This is a genomic window from Hahella sp. NS-SX17 (assembly GCF_057367735.1).
Genome location: NZ_CM170632.1, coordinates 3,716,080 through 3,737,619, shown reverse-complemented (window position 1 = coordinate 3,737,619; position 21,540 = coordinate 3,716,080). Strand labels below are relative to the sequence as shown.

Genomic DNA, 21,540 nt, shown 5'->3' with positions numbered 1-21,540 from the left:
TTATATTAATCTAATCGATAGTTTATATATTTGATTATTCGTTTTATGAATTTACGCAGCGTCGATTTAAATCTGTTAGTGATTCTGGATGCGTTAATGGACGAGCGTCATGTCACGCGCGCAGCGAAGCGCCTGCACTTGTCGCAGCCAGCCACCTCCAGCGCCCTGGAACGCTGTCGCCACCTGTTTGGCGACCCTCTGCTGATTCGCGGTCGTGGTGAGATGCGCCTCAGCGCCAAAGCGGAATCCCTGCGTGAGCCGATCAAGGCGCTGTTGACGCAGGCGGAGCGCGTGATTAATCAGGCTGATACGCCTCTGGCGGAACTGCGCCAGACCATACGCATCCTGATGGCGGACTTTCCCGTTTCCGCGCTGCTGGGGCCGTTACATCAACGCCTGATGAGCAGCGCCCCCAACCTGGATCTGATCGTGCAGCCCTGGCATGGCGCCAAGTCCGCCCTGGAGCAGCTCGCCAAAGGTGAAGCCGATCTGGCCGTGTCAGTGTTTCCCAATGTCGGCGCCTCATTCCGCTGCGTTGAATTGTTGTATGAAGACTATTGCGTGCTGATGCGCAAAGACCATCCCGCCGCCCAGGACTTCAACCTGCAGCAATGGCTCGCCTATCCCCATGTCCTGGTCTCCGGCCGCGGCGACACAGACAGCCCCGTCGACCAAACCCTGCAAGCCCACGGACTCCGCCGCCGCGTCGCCCTCGTCGTCCCCTACTTCCAAATGGCCCCCGACCTCGTCGCCCAATCCGACTACATCGCCCTCCTCCCCACTCACTGCGTCCCCCAAGACACCACAAAATTCAACGTCTTCCCGCCCCCCATACCAGTAGAAGGCTTCCCACTGCACCTGGCGTGGCACGTGAGAAGGCAGGGAGATCAGGCGGTGAGTCATGTGGCGGGGGTGATTCGGGAGGTTACTGGGGGGGGGAGTTGTTAATGTCTTGAAAAGTCGATCATTAACGGATTAATAATGCCTCTAGTCAGCCCAAAGAGAATACATAGTGCAGCTTCCGTCGAGGTTCAAGAAGCTTCAAATTTTGGAGTACAAAGTATCGCTGACAGTCCTTACCTTACCGATATATAGAGCTTACCTTACTTGCTGAAGTTCACAGTAAAATCGTTAGCCGTGAATGAGCCCAAAGCTGCTGTTGAAATTTCAAAGTAAAGTGATTTATCTGCCCTCCCATGTGGAAGCTAATTTTTGCACTACAATTTCATACGAGAGCTAGTCAAGAAAATCCGCTCTACTATTCAAATGATAGCTCCATAATCACGTTTAAGCCCATGATTGGTGACTTTGGTTAGCTAGTATGAGAGTTTCATGCCTTACGATAGAGAATTTCAGATGCATTAAAAACGGAGCTATCTACCTCGACAATCACACGGCACTAGTTGGGGCGAATAGTTCAGGCAAGACCAGCATTATTGAAGCGTTAGCAGTCCTTTTCGGAAGAGACAGGCTTGTTCGAAACCTTACTGAATATGACTTCTATGGAGCAGCTCCAGCTGCAAAAGATCGTTTTTTTATAAAGGCTGTCATCACAGACTTCTCGCCTAATAATCCAGAAGATCATCAAGACTGGTTTCGTATGGGGCGCGGTATTCCAAAGTGGATAAACCCTGGCGATCAAAGTATTCACCCAGTTCAACAAGAGAGCGACTGGAAGCTCTGCGTAGAGCTAGCAGTAGCTGGGCGGTTTGACCATGAGGACCTAACGGTTGAGCTCAAACGATTCTTCGTTGATAGCAATAATACCGAAGATCCGTTTGATGATGAGTTCACAGAGCGCTTTCCCTCCAGCCTTCTCAAGGATGTCGGCTTCTTCTTGGTACCAGCCTCACGCACTTGGGACAGAATGCTATCATTCTCATCAGAATTATTTAGACGAGTAGTCGCTACGGTAGGGGCTCTGCCAGCACAAGCAATTATTGCGCAGCGTGAACAGCTTAGAAATCCACAAGAGAAGTTGGAAGATGAGCCTGAAATCAAAACCGTTTTTGATCGTGTGAACGAAGAGCTAGCCCTGTTATTCAGCAACGCCCCTAAAAGTTTACTTCGGTTAACAGGAACTAGCAGTGATTCCGTTCTGAATGCTTTGGTACCTCACTTTACAAATCCTAGAAATGAGCATCCAGCTATTCCTGCAAGTAGAGAGGGAAGCGGCATAGTTTCTATGCAAAACCTACTATTGCTTTTGCAGTTAGGTGTAATGAGAAGAAACAATGATCAAAGTTTTTTTGTTGGCATCGAAGAGCCCGAACTTCATATCCCTCCTAGCCAGCAACGTAGACTAACCAATAGATTAAAGTCATGCTGCGAACAGACTATCGTTACGACACACTCACCATCAATTGCAGCTGAGTTTGAGCCACACTGCATTAGAATACTAGAGAACAAAGAAGGTGTCCTGGCTGCTCGCCCACTGATGAGCAGGCCTTTAGATAGCAACGATACAAACCCTGTCAGACAGCTAATTCAATGGCAAAGAAGAGATGCAATTAGCTCTTTGATGCACGAATGTTTATTAATACCAGAAGGTAAAGTTGACTGCGAGTGGATTAAAAAGCTAGCTGTTGGACTTGAGCTACAGCAAGAAAAACCAACTGAAAAAGGCCATATGTTCAGTTCGTCAGTTGGAGTCTTTCCAACCGATAGTTCAAGTGTTGTGGAAATCTCTAGAGTAATGTCAGAAGCTCACAGCAAAACATTTTGTCTAGTTGATGGAGATAGTGCGGGGCTAAGTTATATAAAAAATTTAAAAAATCTAAACAAACCACCCGCCGGAGTATTCAAATGGCCAAATAATTGGACTATCGAAGATGTAATTGGATCTTTACTTGAAGCTGACAGTAGCAACTTGCTACCAAACATAAACTCTATAACGAGCTCAAATCACTCCTGCATTAAAGACTTCATATCCAACCACTTGAAAAAGGGTGGAAAAGGTGACTACGTTCTACATGAGAAAATTGCCAAACAAATTTTCTCTTTCGATAAATGCATAAAATTAGCTTCCACTCTATTAGAAGCAATAATGGATATCTCCTGCACAAATAACTTACCCTCCGCAGTTTTCGTAAAATCCAGTTTATCTAATAATAAGCTCACAGTTTATGAGTACTCGCCGTGAGCAGCTCATTCTTTGAAGGTGCAGCAGGGACGGGAAAAACATTTAATCTCATTAAAAGGCTAAACGAACTAGTCACAAATAACTTTCTTGGTGAGGGACAAAAAGTCCTTGCGTTGACATATATGCATGGTTCGCGAGCTCGATTAGATCAATCACTTTCCGAACTTAAGAGCCTCAAAGGTCGCTATGACTGCATGACTTTTGACGCTTTTTCATGGTATTTGACTTATCGATGGAGAGATTTTCCTAGTATAAACTTATCTATGACTGACGCTTCCCAAAAAAACCAGTTCGATGAAATATGCCTTAAAGCTGCAGAACTGCTAAAAAATCCATGTATTCAACGCTGGGTAAACGCTACCTACCCCGTTGTTATCATCGACGAGGCTCAGGATTTATTATCGGCAAGATTGCATATCATGAAAAATCTTTTTTTAAACAGTATACTAATTGTTGCAGCTGATTCATACCAGAACCTAAATGATCAAAATGAAGAAAACGAAGCAGTTAATTGGTTAGCCAACAATATCACACCAACAAAACTAACAACACCTGTAAGAACAAATGATAGAGGACTTACAACAGCAGCTTCAAACATACGAAATGGAGAGCCAATAATTCCTTTACTAAATAAAACTGATAAAGGTTTCATAATAGAATGGAAAAACAGAGGATTTAGTATTATCGAGGTTGAATCCTGGAATATTCTCGCATGGGAGGCAGGATACCGCATTCGCAACAAGAACATAACAAATGCCATATTGGTATTATCACACAACGACACAAATAGTAATAAAGCAATCGCCAAGATAACCACTATAGAGCAGAATTTGAATAAGAAAAAAGGAACCAAATTCGGCCCATTTCCTGATTTAAAAGTCAACCCCACGTCAGAATTAAGCAACAAATCAGTATCTTCATATATAAATACTATTCCTCCTACTTTCAACATAGAAGAAGCTCTCAATCTTGCCCAAGATTTTCCTGCCCTACCGATAAGATCCTCTCTTGTTCAGAAGATACTCAAAAAGAAAAGAGTATCCGGCTTAGAAACTTTAGAAAAAGAACTCTTTATTAGAATGATAGAAAAGTCAATTCATGAGCAGAAGAAGATTTTCAATAAGCCGCCACCTAGACAAATAATGACAATACACCAAGCGAAGAACAAAGAGTTTGACAATGTTATAGTAATGTGGACTTATGCATTATCATCTAAGTCTTCAGATGAATATAAACGGCGTCTTCTATATAACGCTATCACTCGTGGCAAGAATAGTTGCACAGTAATTGTACTCGGCAAGGGGAGGCTGGGAGAAGCACCGTTCAGCAACTCAAGCTAGCCTAAGCTCTCGATAATGCCCATTTCTTCGTCTGCGCTGTTAGAACTTCACGACGAAATACCTATTTCCGCTACTCATTTCTCCTCAAACTCCCACTGTTTCGCCCCTCCCCTTGATATTTAATTGATATCTCCTTGATTTTTGCTTGGTCCCTGCTTTTCTACAATTCCTTAAAAGGCTTATCAAACAAGGCGGTTTGGCTATACGAGGGGTTGGAGGCGGTCGGATGTGGGTGTTGTTTCGTTATCTTAATCGTCAGATTCTGACGTCGCTTTTTGGATTGACGTTTCTGCTGCTGTTTGTGTTCACCAGTACGCGTTTCGCTCAGTATCTGACTGAGGCGGCGACGGGGCAGATTTCTGCGGATGTGCTGGCGCCGATCATGGCTTATCGTCTTCCCGGTTTCCTGCAGTTGATATTGCCGTTGGCGCTTTTCCTGTCGATTTTGCTGAGCTACGGGCGCATGTATCTGGATGCGGAGATGACCGTCATTTTCGCCCGCGGGGTGAGCAAGTCCAGGCTTGTCGCCGTGACCATGGGGTCTGGTTTGCAATCGCCCTGCTGGCGGTGTCCTTGTGCCGAGCGAACCCCGGACAGGGACGCTTCCACCGCCTCCTTACGGTATTGCTGGTGTACGTCAGTTATCTGGGATTACTGATCTACTGCAAAAAGGCCGTCGCAAAGCAGTCACTGCCGGAGTGGCTTGGCCTATGGTCCGTGCATATCGCCTATTTTTGCTTCGGACTGCTGCTGTTGTACGGACAGGAGATCCGCTTGCGGTTGCAGCCGCGAAGCTCAACGCCGTCGGTTTGGTCGGCGCCTCATTCCGCTGCGTTGAATTGTTGTATGAAGACTATTGCGTGCTGATGCGCAAAGACCATCCCGCCGCCCAGGACTTCAACCTGCAGCAATGGCTCGCCTATCCCCATGTCCTGGTCTCCGGCCGCGGCGACACAGACAGCCCCGTCGACCAAACCCTGCAAGCCCACGGACTCCGCCGCCGCGTCGCCCTCGTCGTCCCCTACTTCCAAATGGCCCCCGACCTCGTCGCCCAATCCGACTACATCGCCCTCCTCCCCATCCACTGCGTCCCCCAAGACACAACAAAATTCACCGTCTTCCCACCCCCCATACCAGTAGAAGGCTTCCCACTGCACCTGGCATGGCACGTGAGACGGCAGGGAGATCAGGCGGTGAATCATGTGGCGGGGGTGATTCGGGAGGTTACTGGGTGAGCGATGCGTAACACCTCAAGTTTTTACATTTCAGCACCCCAATTAGTTATTTATCCTCGTGATCTTTCCTTCTTCAGGTTTGCATTCTGATCTCTTCCAGGGTTATCAGAGTCGGTCGCCTCTGGGTCTTTTGCTATATATCGCCCAAGAGCTGGGTAGGCTTCCAAATTCTTTTTGAGCCACTCTTGCTTATCAGCGATTTCGAGAGCGCCATTGCTTAATGCCCACTTCCTGAATCCTGCAGGAGGATTTTTAATGCCATAAATATTAGCATTCAAAACTTTTGCTCCCTCATTCCAATTAATGGAGGACAAATTGGCACCAGACAGGTCTGCTCCGATAAGTGAAGTGTTATTAAATTTCGCGCCAGTTAGATTGGTATTAGAAAGATTAACGTACTCCATCTGGGACTCTGAAAAATTAACATATACAAGATCCGCATTTTCAAAGTTGGCGTGATACATGGATATATGGCTCATATCTAACGACGCCAGACTAATATTCTGCAGTGGAGCCCATCTTAGGTCTACGCCGAAACCTAGCGTCGCAGCTACGGGCAACATTTTTTTAGCTCGCAAATCATCCATAGCAGATTCAACTTCGATTCGTCTAATACCAATATATTCAGCTATGGCTTCAGATCTAATCCTAGACTGCGTATCTGGTACGGCAGCTGTATATAAAAATTTCCCATATGATTTTTCATTCGAAGAATATATTATTTTGATTAGCTCCGTTTTCCGTGATGAAACGTTAGTCAACTGCTGTTCTTTAATCTGAGTTAGAATTAAGGTATTTTGGCGATCTACCAATTTGTTTTGAGCCTCCATCAGGTCTGATTGTTTGTACATATAATACAGACTAAAGTAAGCGACTAGCCCGCCGGAAATTATTACTGACGAAGGTTTTGGAAGCCAAAACATCGCAAATGCGGTACTTGCAGCCTTTCTTCTTGGGTCATCCCTGGACCATACCTTTCTTTTTATCCAGAAGTTACTCCATATTGGAATGATACGATGCTCTTGCTCAATAAATTTTGCTTCTATTTCAATATTATCCATAACAAAGCCCACTTAAAACCACATATAAAAAGCCGAATGTATCATTTTACACCGCACTTCAAAGAAGTCTTAATCCACACAAATTAAAAACAAAAAGTCAAGAATTTATCTATATAAATAGACCTTCACCCTCTCAATCGCACTCACAAATCGTTATTCTCAATATCTTCAAGAAAGTCACTGACATCGTAATTCACGCTGAAGCCCTTTTTGGCCAGTAGGCCATGAAATTCGAACTCGGAAATCCCCGCGACTTTTCCAGCTAATGCGCCGTGAATGCCACGGTCTTTGTACAAGGCGATCGCCAGTAGTTCCAGCGCTTCTTTCTCTGTGAGCTGTAGTTTTTCGGCTAATTCATCATCTATTTCGATTTTCAATTCTCGCCCTCATTCGATAAGTACTCTTTTCGGATATCAGGTCGTACCTTAGCTCATGACGCCCCTCAGTCCCCCCTCTCCTTCAAATACCCCGAGTTGATCATCTGATTTTTGATGAGGGCCTGGGATTTTTTCAGAGCGTCGTCGATGCTCATTTTGTTTTCCAGCACATTGGCGAAGTTGAGGCTGATTTGCGCGCCGAATGAGGAGAACTCGTTGATGCTGACGTATTGCGCGCCGGTGTATGGAATCGGGAGTGCGGAGACATTGCTGGCGTCCGAGCGTTCAATGGCGTTCAGCACCAGATCAGAAAACGGCGCCGCCTGATGGTAGGCAGGGTTTTCATAGGTGGAGCGGCGGGTTCCCGGCGGAACCGCCACCCAGCCTTTGGTTTTCGCCACGAGGTCGATGTACTCCCTGGAAGTGGCCCAGGTGATAAATTTCTTCGCCGCCGCTTTGTGTTTGGACGCGGCGGGAATCGCCAGCGACCAGGCCCACAGCCAGCTTTGATCCACCTTGCCTCTCGGCGCGGGCGCAAAACCTGTCTTGTCGCTGACCTGGGAGAACTCAGGATTATAGAGAAAACTCGCCGCTACGGTGGCGTCGATCCAGACCGCGCAATGGCCTTGCGCGAACAAATCCAGGCTTTCCCGATATCCCAGACTGGTGGGGTTCGGCGGGCCCTGAGTGGTAATCAGATCCACATAATAATCCAGGGTCTGACGCCACTCTTTTGAATCCAGTTGCGGCGCCCAGTTCATATCAAACCAGCGTGCGCCAAAGGCATGCGACAGAGAGGATAACAGCGCTACGTTTTCTCCCCACCCAGGCTTCCCTCTCAGACATAGCCCGTAAACCTGATTGTCAGGATCATGCAGAGTTCGCGCGATCAGCTCAATATTCGCGAAAGTTGGATGCTCGGGCATCTCCAGTCCGGCTTTTTTCAGCAGGTCCTTGCGGTAATAGGTCATGATGCTCTCGCCATAAAACGGCAGCGCATAGAGCTGATCTTTGTAGGCAAGCGACAGCCTGACCGTTGGTAAGATGTCATCGAGACGATAGGCCGTCGGCAGCGGATCGAGAGGTGATATCCACCCATTGCCCGCCCATAGGGGGATTTCATAAATGCCGATGGTCATCACATCAAACTGGCCGTCGGAAATGGCGAGATCGCCCAGGAGACGCCGTCGTAAAGTGCTTTCGTTGATGATGCGCCAGTCGAGTTCGATATCCGGATTTTGCGCTTCAAACGCCTTCGCCAGCCCCTGCATGATCACCATGTCAGGGTTGTTCACGGTGCCGATAACCAGTCTGATTTTGTCATCGCCGCGGTCCACATTGGGCAGCAGGCCGTATTCAAAGCGCAGCCGGTCCAGCGTCCCATCCTCGCGCATTTTTCTGAGGCCTTGATTGAACGCGGTCACCCACTTGTCAGCGGACGCGCGATTGTTTGCAAAGGCGATATGAAACTGTTTGTCGGCGAGGGGCGGATAGACAAAATCCAGCTTCCCGATGTAGTGCGGCCGGTAACCGACGATCAGATCCGCCGCCGTGAACTTATCGATCAGCACGAACTGGATGCGGTTGATCGCCAGCTTGTCGATGTTTTGCAGTTCGCTGGTGACTTCCTCGATTTGAATGCCGGGAATGCTGCGCAACTCCTGCAACGTGGATTCGCCCCGGACTTGCCCGATAACGCCGCCGGACAAGCCGCTTAGCGCCTGCATTAAGTTCACGGAGGGCGGCACGGAATATTGAAAGTAATTGTCCTTGCGTTTCAGAATCCCGATGGAGTCTCCCGGGAAAGGGTCGCTCAGCCGAAACTCCTGCTGCGAAAAGGCGCCCGCATAAACCGGCACAATGCCATCGACCTTGCCGCGCTGCGCCATCGCATTGGCTCTCGCCCAGGGATGAAACGAGATATGAACGGTCACGCCAGAGCGCTTGAACGCCTCCGTCACTACCTCATGGGCATAGCCGTTCTTCCATAGATTCACGCCAATGTAGGGCTCTTTCTCCCCGCTCACCAGCTCGACCACGGGTTCCGCTCCCTGCGCCGACATCCACCCGCAAAGAAGCAGGCATAAACAGCGCGTTATTACCCTATGCAAGGCCATAGCTGATTCCTCCGGCGTCGCGTCTAACGACATTGCCCAACATTCCTTATTACTCCCTATCCACTACGCCATTTTTCATCAATACGCGTCAACGCCTTTCTGACGCAACCTTTCCGCAATATTGTGCGACGCCTGCACGAACTCAGACATATGGGACAGTTCCTGCTCCAGGTTAATCGGCTTGCCGGTGAGTTTTCGCTCCAGCAGGACGGACAGCTTTTTACCGATAAAGTCGCCAATCTGCTGGAATTCCTCCATCTGGATAAACTGAATGCCCCGGTATGGCACGGGCTGAATGCTGGGGCGTTCGAAATCCGCGCTTTTGATGGCCTTCAGCGTAATATCCGCAAAGCTGGCGTACTCGCGGTACGACGGGTTTTCATACAACGCGTGGCGGGCGCCCGGCGGCGTCTGCGAGATACCGAAATTGTTTTCCACCAGACGATGATAATCATCAGAGGTCGCCCAGCTCACGAAACGCCAGGCCGCGTCTTTGTGGAGAGAACCTTTCGGCACGGCGAAACCCCAGGACCACAGCCAATTAGTCCCTCTGTCAGTGACCTGCGAAGGCGCGGCGGCGTAACCCACCTGAGCGTAGAAGGACGCCTGGGCGATGGCGCCGCCAGCGGCGGTGGAATCCACCCAGATGTCACATTGGCCCGCGACAAAGGCCTGCAGATTTTCGGAATAGCCGTTGTTCCAGGAAGACGCCAGACCGTACTCCGCCATCATCGATAAGTAGAACTCGATGGTCTGATTCCAGGCCGGCTCCGCCAGCGCCGAACGCCAGTTTTCATCGAACCAGCGGCCGCCGAAACCGTTCACCATGGTCGCCAGGATAACGACGTTCTCCCCCCACCCCGGTTTGCCGCGCAGACACAATCGCCCATGCTCCCCTTGCGACTTCTGCCGCAACTGCGCCAGGGCTGATTCAATGCCGCGCCAAGTCGGCTGCGACGGCATCTGCAGGCCATAGCGACTCAGTACATCCTTGCGGTAATAGGTTATGGAACTTTCACCATAATACGGCAAGGCGTAATACTCGCCGTCGTAGCGAAACCCTTCGATAATCTCGGGAATCCACTTCTTCATTTCGCCATCGGTTTGATAGGCCGCCGGCAACGGCGACAAACGCCCTTTGCTCCCCCATATGGGCGCTTCAAACAAGCCCAGGGTGTAGACATCGTATTGGGCGCGTTTTTGTTTACTGTCGCTGGCCTGCATACGTCGCAACACGGACTCATCCACGATTTTCCAGCTAATTTGAATGTCCTGATTCTGCTCTTCGAAATGGTGCGACAACGACTTCATGTTCAACATATCCGCATTGTCGACAGTGGCGACGACAATCTCGACCGCCTGACTTGGAACGCTTGCGAACAGCGTCCCCAGACTCAACATCAACAAGGTTACAAACGGATAGTTACTGCGGTGCTTCATGGCGTTTCTCTCTGGTTAAAGCAGCTCCTCGCCGCTGCGGCGACTTACTTCCACAGCGACGCGACCTTTCTGCAGGCGACAAGAAGCCCTGGCCCAAAAACGCGACTGCTTTGGGCGGGTTAACTTGTCAGAAAGAAGATTCAGGTATCAGGAAAACAGGGAGCGTCGTCAGTTCGGTTTTTGACGTCGCAAAGTTTGGTCCATTGCTATAACAACAAGGGGAAACGGGCTTATCCGTGAAGATGACAGAGACTGAACACCAAGATGGAAACTGAAGACAAAGAAAACGTCTGTTTTGACTTTCATGACAGCGCCTTTGTTGTACTTATTCTGTTAACGACCAGCCTGCCCCTTTCATCAAGCGCCGATACTGACGCTCGCGGGAGAGCCTGAGAGTGCAATCATTAGACAACGTGCGCCTATCTGGCTCAAATACTAACCAGGGGAATTACCTGTACATTTTTGTGCATTGTTTTTATCTGTTTTCCGGGGTGAGTCGCCGGAAAACCAAACCGGTTAATTCACGCTACACTAACTGTGCAGGAAGATTTTCCTTATCAACCCGACACAACAAATCGGCATTCCAGCGGTCCCCTTATGAAAGCACTCGGCATCATCAGCATCCTACTGGCGCTCCTCTACGTCGCCTACCTGTCCGTCGAACACAGCGAAGAAGCGGAACGCCAGAAAGAGAAAGCCGAACAGCAGATCGATCAGGCCCAGAAGCAGATTGAAGCAGCCATGGAGAAGAATCGGGAGCGGTTGGAACAAGGGGCTCAGTAAGCTAACTGATCCTGGCCCCTCAGGCTCTAGTTAAGAGGACTCCTGAGTGAGAGGGGCGGATTGAAACTGGCGCAACAGCCGAAAAAACGCAGCCATTGCATCCTGTTCCCCGAAGTGCTTCAAAATCATGTTACACCAGCCAACAGTTGAACTCCCCTCGTCCAACTCCTTGGCGACAAAGAGGTCAAACGCAGTCAGTAGCTTATCATCCTTCGCATCATTCCGCCCCACAACCCAACCGTTTACGAACGACATCAAGCAAGGCAGATCGTGATTCTGAAGCCACAACCAAGGCCTTTTTTCGACTTCGAACAACGCCTCAAGCAACGGCTTGTCTCTCAGGTTGACGACGTTAATGGGGTACGTGTCGCGTGGGTCTTTTTCCATGGGGAAGTTCCTTCATTGGCGTCCTATACCTTCGACGCATTCAGGGAAAAAACATATTTCTCTATAGCGTCGAGTATCTTTATGGATTTAACCGTTTTCGCCTTGTTGATAAGAGAAATAAGGTTGTCCAGGATTTCCTGATTTGGCTTAACAAACCAATAAGATTGATAGTGAAGTTCGAACCATTCTCTTAGCGCACTTTCTGGCAGGTCGGACTCAGGATTCTTCAAATGGGCATTTAGAAGAATGGCCAGATAGTCCCATTTGCTTTTCTTCCTGGCTATCTTGACGATACGTCTAAGCCGCCCAGTTTCATTGCTCCTCCACAACAAGCTAACAACATCCTGGGCGCTGTAGGCTTCATCCGCCGCCAAAATCTCACTCGCTATGCGCGCCTCTGATTCTGAGCCGGCAATCATCTTGTCTTCAAACCAGGCGGGAGGCATGCAACCAAGGTTCCCCGCCGCCCTGACGACGGCGCTGCGAACTCGCGGATCATTTGAGCTTTCGAAGTGGCTCACGTGCGCCCAATCGCCAGCATTGCCCACTTCAGATAGACCTAGTATTGCTGAAGCGAGTTTTCTGGGGTTATCAGATTGCAGATGATTTATGTAGAACTCCGTGAAGTTAACGGCTGACAAACGCTGAAGATAATACTTGCAGGTATTTCGGGTGCCTTTGCTTTGATGGAGCAGGTTGGCGAGCAGGAGCGGTTCGGCGTCATTTGGAAAAGCCTCCACGACTGCATACAACGCCCTTTTACAAATTGAAGGCTGCCGATCCGCGGCTAAGGTTTCCAGAAGCGCATACTGAGACTGGGGACTCTCCAGTCTGTGAATGAGATTAAACGACTTGCCCCGGATCACCACGTCTTTGCTGGCTGTCGAGAGCTGCAGCAATGCGCCTGGATCGTATGAAAGTTCCGTTAATACCTTGAAGGCCAACCGCGCCAGTTTGTAATCCGCGTCTTTGACGGCTGTGGCCAGCGCCTCGTGTCCTTTATCTGAATCAAGGCGGTCTTTCACCGCGCGTTGGATAGCGCTCAAATCACGTCGTGTCTTGTTGGTGAGCTGATCCATGAGGTGCAAATACTGGATGAGCTGACTTTCCTGAAGCCGCGGAAGATTTACGGCAGTGACGTCAAACGCAATCTGGCTGACCTGTGACACCCAGTCGTTGGCTCGCACAAAAGAAACTCTTATCGCAGTCTCCATGTCCACCGACGCCAGTCGCTCAAGCGCCTGCATGCGGACATAACCGTTATTGTGGCAACAGAAAAGCGTGAGCGCTGTGACGAGGAGTCTTCCCTCAAAGGGGAGATTATCTACCGTTGATACGGTTGCCTGAAACCAGTTTTCCAGCCAGCTTTTACAATCAGGGTCGTAATAAGCCGAGCGAATGCTTTGATCCAACCAATGCAGGTTTAGACTGTCATGGCCGTCCAGAATGCGGGCCATTTGCTCAAGCGCCATAGTGCTTATTGTGATATCGGGATGCGCGACGAATGGCGTCAGTGCAGCAATGGCTCCAGGGCTCTCCAGTTGACTAAACAGGGCCGAAATGATTTCAGCGGGCGGTGTGTTATTCCCGGTGAAGAAGGCTCTCAGCTTCCTTTTGGGTTGAGTTGGCTGGGCTGCGGCGTAGATCTGGTGGACTATCGCTCTCTCGGCGGACGTCAGGTTTCTCATGTTATAGCTAATCTCTGCGAAGTGAGCATTACACCCTAGGTAATGCTACCAGCCGTTTTTTTGGCCAGTCGGCCAGACTAAGGGAAGTTCAATCGCCAGGTCAATCTCTTATTCATATCGCCAGATCGACCATTTTCCAGCTCCATCTTAAGACGGTCTTAATGCCCAGTAACATTTAATACCGTTTCCTGGACCAGGAATCGATCACCTCACCCACACTCGGCAACAAAAGAACAATCGGGGCATAACATTGAAAAAGTTCTCTCTGCTAACCAGTGTTCTCATGTTTTTGACGGCATGCGCTGACTCTCTTGGCTGGTTATCCAGGCCACAAGATCCTAAAGACAGGAACTATCGAATTGAGCAGGTGCGATTTCAGGGCGGCGACGCGGATGTCACGCTGGCGGGGGAGTTAACCCTTCCCCTGGGACGAGGGCCGTTCCCGGCGATTATATTGATTACAGGCTCTGGCCCTCAGGATCGCAATGAGGCGATCGCCGGTCATAAGCCCTTTCTGGTTTTGTCGGATTACCTTACCCGCAATGGATTTGCGCTGCTTCGTTATGATGACAGAGGTGTTGGCGAAAGCACTGGTACGTTCTCAAGTGAGAACAGGTGGAAGCCTACTCTATCGGATTTTGCACAAGACGCCGCCGCTGTCTACCGGTTCATGCAGAACATTCCTGCCATCAACCAGGAGAAAATCGGTTTTCTTGGTCATTCGGAAGGCGGCTATATCGCTTCTGCGGCCGCGGAGTTTGTTCCTGCCGCGTTCATGATTTTTCTCGCTGCGCCCGCCCTTCCCTTACTTCCTGATGTGATGGCCACGCAAGTAGCGGATATCGCGCGCTCGCAGGGTAAATCTCAGCAGGACATAGAGCGGGAGAAAGCGTTATGCAGAGACCTTACGGAGATATTGAGAACAAGCCCTTCCGTAGCGGATGCAAGAAGCCGAATAGAGAAACGCTTGCAGTCCCATGGCCTCACGCGGGCGGAAATAAAAGCCAACATGGAAGTATGGGGTTCGGATTGGGGACGTCATTACGCAAGTTACGACCCGCTTCCTGCATTCAGGCGCTTCAAAAACCCCGTTCTGGCCCTGTTTGGCGGCAGTGACTTGCAAGTATCAGCGGCTGAAAATGCGCCCGTTATGAAAAGCGTTCTGACTAATCCTGAATCCGAGGTGCTTGTATTAGACAAGCTCAATCACCTGTTTCAACCTTCGGAAACAGGACGAATAGAAGATTACATCTTGATCGATACAACGATTGATCCCAGGGCGTTGAATGCGATCAGCGAATGGCTGTCTGGAATATTGTAAGTATGGCTTCATTAGAAGCCTCAAATCCTGTTGCTAACTGATCGAGTAAACTCATCACCTCAACTAAATACAGGCCCACACCACGAGCCTGACCTGTTCCGGCTGATAGCGACCGCTGTCGATCAGCGCTTCAATCAACTTAATAACAGATCCCCATTGAGTCCCGGCGAGGCGCCTGTATTCCTCAGCGGATGCTGGCCTCAGTAGTTCCGAGTAATACAAATGTGTGTAGCCAAAGTGTTCGTTAGCGCAGCCCTTCTCTTCATCTTCAAACGTTTTGATGTCCTGAATATCCCTCAGGGTTTGATAGCTGGGGTTAGCGGGCAGCCCTCTTTCCATTGCGATGGGACAGACGTCTTTCCAGCCATTTCCGATGCCGAAAAGTAAAACAGACCCTCTGTCGCACACGTCGATTAACGGCGAGAGGTTCAGGAGCCCAAACCAGTGCTCACTACTATCCGCGCTATGAGCAACTTCCACCCAACCATCGATATCAATGCCCATGTCAGTCACCCCGCCCTTTGTCAGACATACTCTCCATACCCTCCCCCCGCAACACCTCCTCCAACTCCTTCCGCACCGGCATGGGCGTAAATGCGTTGACGTTGGCGCCGCCGGTGTTGCCGATGGGGAGGCGGCCGGTCAGGTGGCCGAACGGGGTCAGGAACAGGCGCCATAGTTGTCCGAGGATTTCGCGTCGGTCTCGTTTCGCCCAGCCTACCCGCAGCATCCAGAGGTGGACGTGATAGTGCCAGCCCAGGCGGCGTTGTCCCAGGACGTGGGCGTTTTCCAGATGGGCGAAGGCGGCGTCGAGGCGTCCCTGGCGCCACTCATCCCGGGCGGCGTCTATTTCTGCAGCGAAAGCTTGTTGCAATGTCATCGTCATAAGCCTCAAACCTATTGCGTCATCAAGGGGATTTCACGCATTGGATATGTCACTGAAGTAAAACCTTAGCTCGATCCATTGCGAGTCAGGTGATCTTTTAGGATCGACTCCACGTCTTCTATCAGCATGTCTTTCAACGAATGCACTTCATTGACCTCTTTCCCACTTCGTACACCACTACTTACTGGGGGATATTGAAGCATCACCTCTATTTTCTCCACCCCTAAAGCGTTCGGCGATCATGCGAATCCGGGTCTGGCGCGAAGGTCTCATCATGCTAGACTTTACCCTTACAGCCGTTTCTTCCCGCCCGGATGTCCTGGGCCATCATTTGATTGAAGTAGAGAGCGCGACGGCAATGTCCAAGCACAGAAAGGAGTTGTCACAGACAAACAGGTCCGAGCGTTTGCGTCATGCCGCCCGCGTCGATCTGGTGTTGAGCGTCGTTGTTGTCATAGGACTGACCATCCTGACCAGCCTCTTTCAAATTGATCTTCTTGAAAGCCTCTACTATTTTTCCCGCGCTCACGAAAACTGGGAACTGGATGAAGTTATCATTGGGGTCACCTGGATCGGGATTGCAGGAGTCATATATGGCGTGCGCCGCTTGCTCGACATCCGGACCCTGAATCATGAGATCGCCTCTCACGCTTATTACGACATGGTGACCGGTCTGCCCAACCGGGTGCTCGCCATAGACAGACTCAACCAGCTCCTCGCCAGCGCCAAACGCCGTGATTCACAGGTGGCGGTGCTGTTTCTGGATTTCGATAATTTCAAAGCCATCAACGATAACCACGGTCACGCCAAAGGCGACATGCTGATAAAAAGCGTTGGCGAACGCCTGTTGCTGCAGGTGCGCCAAGGCGACACAGTGGCCCGTCTCGGCGGCGATGAGTTTTTGATACTGATCGACCTTGGCGTTTCCGATAGAGACATTCTTCCCACCGTATCCCGCCTGATCAAAACACAGAAAGAGCCTCATGCATTAGACGGTATTGATATCACCGTCGGTTTCAGCATTGGCGTAGCGCTGTTCCCCAAGGACGCAGATACGCCGGAGAGCCTGCTAAAAGCGGCGGATATGGCCATGTATCAATCCAAAAGCGATGGTAAGGGGCAAGTGCAATTCTATTGCGACGACATAGGTAAAAGACTGTCTGAGCGTTATAAGCTTGAAAAAGGGCTGAAGTACGCCATTCAGAACGAGGAGCTTTATCTCGCCTACCAGCCGCAGATCGATCTGCGTACCCATCAGGTGATTGGATACGAAGCGCTGTGCCGCTGGCGGCATCAAGGCGACCATGTCCCTCCTGATATTTTTATCAAGATTGCGGAGGAAACGGGCTTCATACACGAACTGGGTCGCTGGGTTATGCTCACGGCGCTGACGGAGCGCAAGGGCTGGGTCGAAAAAAAGGACGCTATTATTGCGATGAACGTTTCCGCCCGACAGTTACAACGGGATGACTTCGTCGAAGAAGTACAACTGTTATTGCAGGAAACGCAAACGCCCACGCACCGTCTGGAGCTTGAAATCACAGAGACCGTCGCCGCCGCGGAGCACGCCTCCAACCGCAAGAAGCTTATTGCGCTGCACAAACTGGGCGTCAAGATTTCTCTGGATGACTTTGGTACGGGTTATTCTTCATTGGTGAGATTGCGGGAACTTCAGGTCAACCAGCTCAAGATCGATAAAAGTTTTGTCTCTGGCCCGGAAGATCTGGACGTCAATAAACAGATTATCAAGGCGATCATCTCGCTGGCGGACAGCCTGGACCTGACTGTAATCGCCGAGGGGGTCGAAACCGTCAAGCAGCAGGAAATGCTGCGGCAGTTCGGTTGCGACTATGTGCAGGGATACTTATTCAGTCACCCTGTCCGCGCCGAAGACATTATCGAAACATCTCGCGCGATTGAACAAAAGGCCGCCGTCAGCGTCGTCGCCAAAGCAAAAAAATAGCCCTCTGGAGCTCATCGCACTACGTAGCGCTACGTACATTTGACGAAAAAATTCCGTAGCGCTCCTAACCTCCCATTTTCTGAATCCAGGCATATACTTAAATCTTGCGCTGACTTTCACTCCGAAGGAGGATTATGCACTATGCGGGTCAACCAGCCTGTCACGGGGCGCAACCTGGAACTGCCGCCGGACGCCAACATCCTGTCCACCACCAAACCGGACAGCCACATTACCTATGTCAACCCAGACTTCATCAAAATCAGTGGTTTCACCAAAGAGGAGTTGATTGGACAGCCGCATAACATCGTGCGCCACCCCGATATGCCGCCAATGGCGTTCCAGCATATGTGGCAAACCTTGAAAAGCGGACGTTCCTGGATGGGGCTGGTGAAAAATCGCTGTAAGAACGGCGATCACTATTGGGTTAGCGCTTACGCCACCCCCATCACCAAAGACGGGCGCACGGTCGAGTATCAATCCGTGCGCACCAAGCCGGCGCCGGGACAAATTGACGCAGCGGAGAAGCTTTACGCCAACATCCGGGCCGGAAAAACGCCGCTGGCCTGGCGTCTGCCCCGCCTGGACGTACGCCTGAAAGTCTCTCTGTTGTCAACACTGAGCCTGATCCCGGTCCTGGTGCTTCTCGCCCATATGCTGCCGGTCAGCGCTGGCGACACGGCGATCATGGGCGTCTCGTTGGGCCTGCTGAACGTATTATTTATCTACTTGTGGCTGTCCCCCCTGCACAAGCTGGTGAAAAAGGCGCGCACTATATCGGATAACCCACTGAGTCAGGTGCTGTACACCGGGCGTCACGACGAGTTTGGCGAAATCGAGTTCGCCATGGCCATGGCCCAGGCGGAAACCACCGCTGTAATCGGGCGTATGGCGAATGCGGCGGATCAATTAGAGTCCCTGACCGAAGAACTGGTGTCTGAAATCGAGGACAGCAACCACAAAACCAGTGGTCAGCAATCGGAAACCGATCAGGTGGCCGCCGCCATCAATCAAATGACTGCAACCATCCAGCAAGTGGCGGCCACCACCCAGGAAGCCGCCGGCGCGGCGGACCATGCGGACCGGGAAACGGCGCAGGGTCAGGAGCTGGTCACCAACACCAAACGCATTATCAGCTCGCTGGCGGATGAGATTCATCAAGCGGCGGAAGTGATTCATGAGCTGGATAAACACAGCAAAGAGATCTCCACCGTTCTCAACGCCATTCAGGATATCGCCGAACAGACCAACCTGCTGGCGCTGAACGCCGCCATTGAGGCTGCCCGCGCCGGTGAAATGGGACGTGGGTTCGCCGTGGTGGCGGACGAAGTGCGACAGCTCGCCTCCCGCACCCAACAGTCCACCACTGACACGCAACAGATGATCAACTCCTTACAGACCGGCGCCCGCTCCGCCGTGACCGCCATGGAGACCAGCCGCGAAAAGGCCAGACACAGCGTGGACCACGCCCATCAGGCTGCGGAGAAACTGAGCGCTATCGGCCAGCGCGTCAACCAGATTTCGGATATCAGCACACAAATCGCAAGCGCAGTGGAAGAACAAGGCGCGGTCAGCGAAGGCATCAACAACAGCATCGTCGCTATCCGCGACTCCGCCACCGCCAACGCGACCCTGGGCCAGAGTAATCGCAAGAGAGCGGAAGACGTGGCCCAGCTCACCACCGCTCTGCAGGAGCTGGCCAAGCAGTTCTGGAGCAAACGACGTCAATCGTAAACCCGGCAAGTCACTCAACCGCTCCCTTCTGTTTGTCTACAACGACAGGGCCTGCGCATGTCAGGCCCGTTACTCAAAAGTTATTAGGCAAACTGCGCATTAACGGACGTCAGACTTTTACAAGCCCTCCCCTGTCAAGCGCGCTACATTGGCGTCATGAGTAAATTCAGTCAGACAGATGGAGTCCTTCTATCTCTATCTGTCTGACAACGACAGAGGAGCAATCATTTTGAGCACATCCCTTATTTCAACCGCCATCGGTTACGCGCAACTCGGTGAAGAAGAAGCCCGCCAGTGGATGCTGTCCTGCCTGTTAGACGTGATCCAGGCCGACGCCATTACAGCGGAGCCAGCGGTTCGTATGGCGCTGGGGGCCGTAATGGGAATCTACAGTGGGGAGGTCAACGCCAGCGAATACGAAGAGGCGAGGAACCATTTCTTGGGCTGGGTGTACGAAAACCAAACCGCCTTCAGCGAACCGGAGTTGATGTTCGCCAACGCCGTGCGCGCCTGCCTGGAACGCCATGAGCGGGCGCAAGACCTGGAAGATACGCTGTTTATGTTCGCCCATTATCTGGATCAGGGTCAGTTTAGCCAGTTTGTTGAGACTTAGGTCTGTCCCGTCTTTTTCGTCAATTTGCCCAGCGTTATCTCTATAGACTCTCTGACCAAGGGCGAGACCTCAACCCGCAGGGCGGCCTCCAGTTCCGAAGCCGCCCGTGCGACGCCATGGGCGCCCAGTCCGAAGGCGGCGATATCCCGCACCGTCGGCTCGGAGTCTTTAAGGCGGGCGATCAGCGCGTCCTCAAAGAGCGGTCGCGTCAATGCGGGTATGTTTTCCTGCTCCAGACCCGCCAGCGTTTTGGTCGCCTCCTGACGCACCTCCGCCGCCTTGTCTTCCATTAAGGGCGCCAGCATCGCCACGATGCTTTCGTCGGGCCAGCGTCCGAGGACGCCACAGGCCACGCGGCGCACTGTTTTATTGGCGTTGCTCAGCAAGGGAACAAACGCGGCGCGTACACGGTAGTCGGCGAAGTAACGGTGAATTATGTGCGCCAAAGCAAGGGCGGCTTCTTTAAGTAGTTTGGCGTCGCCGTGACTGAGGGCGTCAATCAGCAAGTCCGTGACGCGCGGATCGCGTATCCAGGCATGAGTGGCTTTATTCGAGGCTTTCGCCGCCTCCTTGGCGACGGCGGAGACCGCCTTGACGGCGCTATCCTCATACGGCGGCTGCAGGACGGTTTCAAGCTGGCTGAGCCTGGGCTTCAGCGCCTCTCCTACCGGGATCAGCTCATAATACGCGTTTTGCAGTAAAGGGTTGTCGCCCTGTACAAAGCCCTCCTGCAGCAACAGCTCCCGCGCATCTTCCATCGCGCCCTGCTGCGCCAGCGTTCTCGCTTTCTCAATAAGTCGCGTTTGCTCGGACGCATCCCGCCTTTGCATGAACGTCCTCCTGAGAGGTTGAATCCTGAATGCCAGACCCCGCGTCAGGCGGGGTCGATTTTCTTCACCACGTGAATCAGGCGCTGCACCTCTGTATAGCCCAGGGCGGTATGCGCCTTCAGGCTGATTTCGTTATTAACCAGCATGTCACTGCCGATTTCCCGCAGGCCCCGATCCAGCGCCCATTCTTCGGCGGCGTCCATCAAGCGCCGTCCAACCCCTTGACGGCGGCTGGAGGGGACCACATACCACCCCTCCACATAGGCGACGGGGTGACTGGCGCAACCTTCCCCATAGGAGCGCAGCCCGGCTTCCAAAAAGCCCAGCATGTCGCCGTTATCGTCAATGGCGACGAAGGTGGCGAGATCGGGCATGCTGAAGTAGGCATGAATTTCCGCTTCGTGCTCCTGCGGCGGGGTTTCCGGCCAGAGTTCCTGACGTAAGGCCAGCCAGTTGGCTTTGTCGGCCTCCATGACGTATCGGATTTTCAAAGAGTGTCTCCCGTATTCCGCAAGCGTACAGACAGAGTTTTTCAGGAGCGGCTTTGTTTTGTCAAAGTAATTTTCATCATTTGTTCCCAGGCCGGCGCGCATCCGCCTGGGAACGGTTGCACGGGGAGGTTGCAA

The 21,540-nt window shown here is 51.5% G+C and carries 21 protein-coding genes; 11 read left to right on the top strand and 10 right to left on the bottom strand.

Annotated features, from left to right (window positions below):
* The first annotated feature begins 45 nt into the window (after nt 1–45).
* The 6 genes from AC2IBB_RS16730 to AC2IBB_RS16705 all read left to right on the top strand — a co-directional run bounded on the left by AC2IBB_RS16730 (nt 46) and on the right by AC2IBB_RS16705 (nt 5,717).
* A complete protein-coding gene (locus AC2IBB_RS16730) occupies nt 46–948 on the top strand; it encodes a LysR family transcriptional regulator (RefSeq protein ID WP_486327910.1) in 903 nt (300 codons plus the stop codon).
* A 373-nt stretch (nt 949–1,321) separates the two neighbouring features.
* On the top strand, nt 1,322–3,142 hold the full coding sequence (locus tag AC2IBB_RS16725; RefSeq protein WP_486327909.1) for an ATP-dependent nuclease: 1,821 nt from the start codon (nt 1,322–1,324) through the stop codon (nt 3,140–3,142).
* A complete protein-coding gene (locus AC2IBB_RS16720) occupies nt 3,139–4,482 on the top strand; it encodes an ATP-binding domain-containing protein (RefSeq protein WP_486327908.1) in 1,344 nt (447 codons plus the stop codon). The genes AC2IBB_RS16725 and AC2IBB_RS16720 overlap by 4 nt, the downstream gene beginning before the upstream one ends.
* 226 nt (nt 4,483–4,708) lie before the next feature.
* A complete protein-coding gene (locus AC2IBB_RS16715; RefSeq protein WP_486327907.1) occupies nt 4,709–5,140 on the top strand; it encodes an LptF/LptG family permease in 432 nt (143 codons plus the stop codon).
* Nucleotides 5,050–5,349 carry an LptF/LptG family permease gene (locus tag AC2IBB_RS16710; RefSeq protein ID WP_486327906.1) on the top strand — a complete coding sequence of 100 codons (300 nt, stop codon included), beginning with the start codon at nt 5,050–5,052 and terminating at the stop codon, nt 5,347–5,349. Before AC2IBB_RS16715 ends, AC2IBB_RS16710 begins: the two co-directional genes overlap by 91 nt.
* Nucleotides 5,349–5,717 carry a LysR substrate-binding domain-containing protein gene (locus tag AC2IBB_RS16705; RefSeq protein ID WP_486333970.1) on the top strand — a complete coding sequence of 123 codons (369 nt, stop codon included), beginning with the start codon at nt 5,349–5,351 and terminating at the stop codon, nt 5,715–5,717. Before AC2IBB_RS16710 ends, AC2IBB_RS16705 begins: the two co-directional genes overlap by 1 nt.
* Nucleotides 5,718–5,767: 50 nt before the next feature.
* Here AC2IBB_RS16705 and AC2IBB_RS16700 read toward each other — a convergent pair whose 3' ends face one another.
* The 4 genes from AC2IBB_RS16700 to AC2IBB_RS16685 all read right to left on the bottom strand — a co-directional run bounded on the left by AC2IBB_RS16700 (nt 5,768) and on the right by AC2IBB_RS16685 (nt 10,712).
* Complete coding sequence (locus AC2IBB_RS16700) at nt 5,768–6,778, bottom strand: pentapeptide repeat-containing protein (RefSeq protein ID WP_486327905.1); 1,011 nt, start codon at nt 6,776–6,778, stop codon at nt 5,768–5,770.
* Between the two features lie 143 nt (nt 6,779–6,921).
* A complete protein-coding gene (locus tag AC2IBB_RS16695) occupies nt 6,922–7,155 on the bottom strand; it encodes a UPF0175 family protein (protein WP_486327904.1) in 234 nt (77 codons plus the stop codon).
* 65 nt (nt 7,156–7,220) lie between these two features.
* Nucleotides 7,221–9,218: an extracellular solute-binding protein gene (locus AC2IBB_RS16690; RefSeq protein ID WP_486327903.1), complete on the bottom strand. Its 1,998-nt coding sequence runs from the start codon at nt 9,216–9,218 to the stop codon at nt 7,221–7,223.
* Nucleotides 9,219–9,350: 132 nt separating this feature from the next.
* Nucleotides 9,351–10,712 (bottom strand): ABC transporter substrate-binding protein, encoded by a 1,362-nt coding sequence (locus AC2IBB_RS16685; RefSeq protein WP_486327902.1) that lies wholly within the window; start codon nt 10,710–10,712, stop codon nt 9,351–9,353.
* 597 nt (nt 10,713–11,309) lie between these two features.
* Here AC2IBB_RS16685 and AC2IBB_RS16680 point away from each other — a divergent pair.
* Nucleotides 11,310–11,495 (top strand): hypothetical protein, encoded by a 186-nt coding sequence (locus AC2IBB_RS16680; protein WP_486327901.1) that lies wholly within the window; start codon nt 11,310–11,312, stop codon nt 11,493–11,495.
* A 30-nt stretch (nt 11,496–11,525) separates the two neighbouring features.
* On the opposite strand, the gene AC2IBB_RS16675 is transcribed toward AC2IBB_RS16680, so the two are convergent.
* Both AC2IBB_RS16675 and AC2IBB_RS16670 read right to left on the bottom strand, forming a co-directional pair.
* Nucleotides 11,526–11,882: a hypothetical protein gene (locus AC2IBB_RS16675; RefSeq protein ID WP_486327900.1), complete on the bottom strand. Its 357-nt coding sequence runs from the start codon at nt 11,880–11,882 to the stop codon at nt 11,526–11,528.
* Between the two features lie 23 nt (nt 11,883–11,905).
* Nucleotides 11,906–13,570: a HEAT repeat domain-containing protein gene (locus AC2IBB_RS16670; protein ID WP_486327899.1), complete on the bottom strand. Its 1,665-nt coding sequence runs from the start codon at nt 13,568–13,570 to the stop codon at nt 11,906–11,908.
* A 250-nt stretch (nt 13,571–13,820) separates the two neighbouring features.
* On the opposite strand from AC2IBB_RS16670, the gene AC2IBB_RS16665 reads away from it, so the two are divergent.
* The gene (locus AC2IBB_RS16665) at nt 13,821–14,891 is read left to right on the top strand and encodes an alpha/beta hydrolase family protein (protein ID WP_486327898.1); all 1,071 of its coding nucleotides are present in this window, start codon (nt 13,821–13,823) and stop codon (nt 14,889–14,891) included.
* Between the two features lie 63 nt (nt 14,892–14,954).
* Here AC2IBB_RS16665 and AC2IBB_RS16660 read toward each other — a convergent pair whose 3' ends face one another.
* Both AC2IBB_RS16660 and AC2IBB_RS16655 read right to left on the bottom strand, forming a co-directional pair.
* Nucleotides 14,955–15,395, bottom strand: a complete 441-nt coding sequence (locus AC2IBB_RS16660; RefSeq protein ID WP_486327897.1) for a hypothetical protein — start codon at nt 15,393–15,395, stop codon at nt 14,955–14,957.
* Nucleotide 15,396: 1 nt separating this feature from the next.
* The gene (locus tag AC2IBB_RS16655) at nt 15,397–15,771 is read right to left on the bottom strand and encodes a DUF3703 domain-containing protein (RefSeq protein ID WP_486327896.1); all 375 of its coding nucleotides are present in this window, start codon (nt 15,769–15,771) and stop codon (nt 15,397–15,399) included.
* Nucleotides 15,772–16,051: 280 nt separating this feature from the next.
* Here AC2IBB_RS16655 and AC2IBB_RS16650 point away from each other — a divergent pair, with 280 nt between their 5' ends.
* The 3 genes from AC2IBB_RS16650 to AC2IBB_RS16640 all read left to right on the top strand — a co-directional run bounded on the left by AC2IBB_RS16650 (nt 16,052) and on the right by AC2IBB_RS16640 (nt 20,084).
* Nucleotides 16,052–17,740 (top strand): putative bifunctional diguanylate cyclase/phosphodiesterase, encoded by a 1,689-nt coding sequence (locus AC2IBB_RS16650; RefSeq protein ID WP_486327895.1) that lies wholly within the window; start codon nt 16,052–16,054, stop codon nt 17,738–17,740.
* Nucleotides 17,741–17,881: 141 nt separating this feature from the next.
* Nucleotides 17,882–19,471, top strand: coding sequence for a methyl-accepting chemotaxis protein (locus tag AC2IBB_RS16645; RefSeq protein WP_486327894.1), 1,590 nt, complete (start codon nt 17,882–17,884; stop codon nt 19,469–19,471).
* Between the two features lie 229 nt (nt 19,472–19,700).
* A complete protein-coding gene (locus AC2IBB_RS16640) occupies nt 19,701–20,084 on the top strand; it encodes a hypothetical protein (RefSeq protein ID WP_486327893.1) in 384 nt (127 codons plus the stop codon).
* Here AC2IBB_RS16640 and AC2IBB_RS16635 read toward each other — a convergent pair.
* Both AC2IBB_RS16635 and AC2IBB_RS16630 read right to left on the bottom strand, forming a co-directional pair.
* Nucleotides 20,081–20,914 carry a HEAT repeat domain-containing protein gene (locus AC2IBB_RS16635; protein ID WP_486327892.1) on the bottom strand — a complete coding sequence of 278 codons (834 nt, stop codon included), beginning with the start codon at nt 20,912–20,914 and terminating at the stop codon, nt 20,081–20,083. The two genes, AC2IBB_RS16640 and AC2IBB_RS16635, sit on opposite strands and share 4 nt — an antisense overlap.
* A gap of 44 nt (nt 20,915–20,958) precedes the next feature.
* Nucleotides 20,959–21,405, bottom strand: a complete 447-nt coding sequence (locus tag AC2IBB_RS16630) for a GNAT family N-acetyltransferase (RefSeq protein ID WP_486327891.1) — start codon at nt 21,403–21,405, stop codon at nt 20,959–20,961.
* Between the last annotated feature and the right edge of the window lie 135 nt (nt 21,406–21,540).

Coding starts and splice junctions, on each gene's coding strand:
- AC2IBB_RS16715 (WP_486327907.1), top strand. CDS start 4,709: ATGTGGGTGTTGTTTCGTTATCTTAATCGTCAGATTCTGACGTCGCTT.
- AC2IBB_RS16730 (WP_486327910.1), top strand. CDS start 46: ATGAATTTACGCAGCGTCGATTTAAATCTGTTAGTGATTCTGGATGCG.
- AC2IBB_RS16635 (WP_486327892.1), bottom strand. CDS start 20,914: ATGCAAAGGCGGGATGCGTCCGAGCAAACGCGACTTATTGAGAAAGCG.
- AC2IBB_RS16670 (WP_486327899.1), bottom strand. CDS start 13,570: ATGAGAAACCTGACGTCCGCCGAGAGAGCGATAGTCCACCAGATCTAC.
- AC2IBB_RS16680 (WP_486327901.1), top strand. CDS start 11,310: ATGAAAGCACTCGGCATCATCAGCATCCTACTGGCGCTCCTCTACGTC.
- AC2IBB_RS16675 (WP_486327900.1), bottom strand. CDS start 11,882: ATGGAAAAAGACCCACGCGACACGTACCCCATTAACGTCGTCAACCTG.
- AC2IBB_RS16725 (WP_486327909.1), top strand. CDS start 1,322: ATGAGAGTTTCATGCCTTACGATAGAGAATTTCAGATGCATTAAAAAC.
- AC2IBB_RS16645 (WP_486327894.1), top strand. CDS start 17,882: ATGCGGGTCAACCAGCCTGTCACGGGGCGCAACCTGGAACTGCCGCCG.
- AC2IBB_RS16705 (WP_486333970.1), top strand. CDS start 5,349: ATGCGCAAAGACCATCCCGCCGCCCAGGACTTCAACCTGCAGCAATGG.
- AC2IBB_RS16650 (WP_486327895.1), top strand. CDS start 16,052: ATGCTAGACTTTACCCTTACAGCCGTTTCTTCCCGCCCGGATGTCCTG.
- AC2IBB_RS16690 (WP_486327903.1), bottom strand. CDS start 9,218: ATGTCGGCGCAGGGAGCGGAACCCGTGGTCGAGCTGGTGAGCGGGGAG.
- AC2IBB_RS16655 (WP_486327896.1), bottom strand. CDS start 15,771: ATGACATTGCAACAAGCTTTCGCTGCAGAAATAGACGCCGCCCGGGAT.
- AC2IBB_RS16685 (WP_486327902.1), bottom strand. CDS start 10,712: ATGAAGCACCGCAGTAACTATCCGTTTGTAACCTTGTTGATGTTGAGT.
- AC2IBB_RS16660 (WP_486327897.1), bottom strand. CDS start 15,395: ATGGGCATTGATATCGATGGTTGGGTGGAAGTTGCTCATAGCGCGGAT.
- AC2IBB_RS16700 (WP_486327905.1), bottom strand. CDS start 6,778: ATGGATAATATTGAAATAGAAGCAAAATTTATTGAGCAAGAGCATCGT.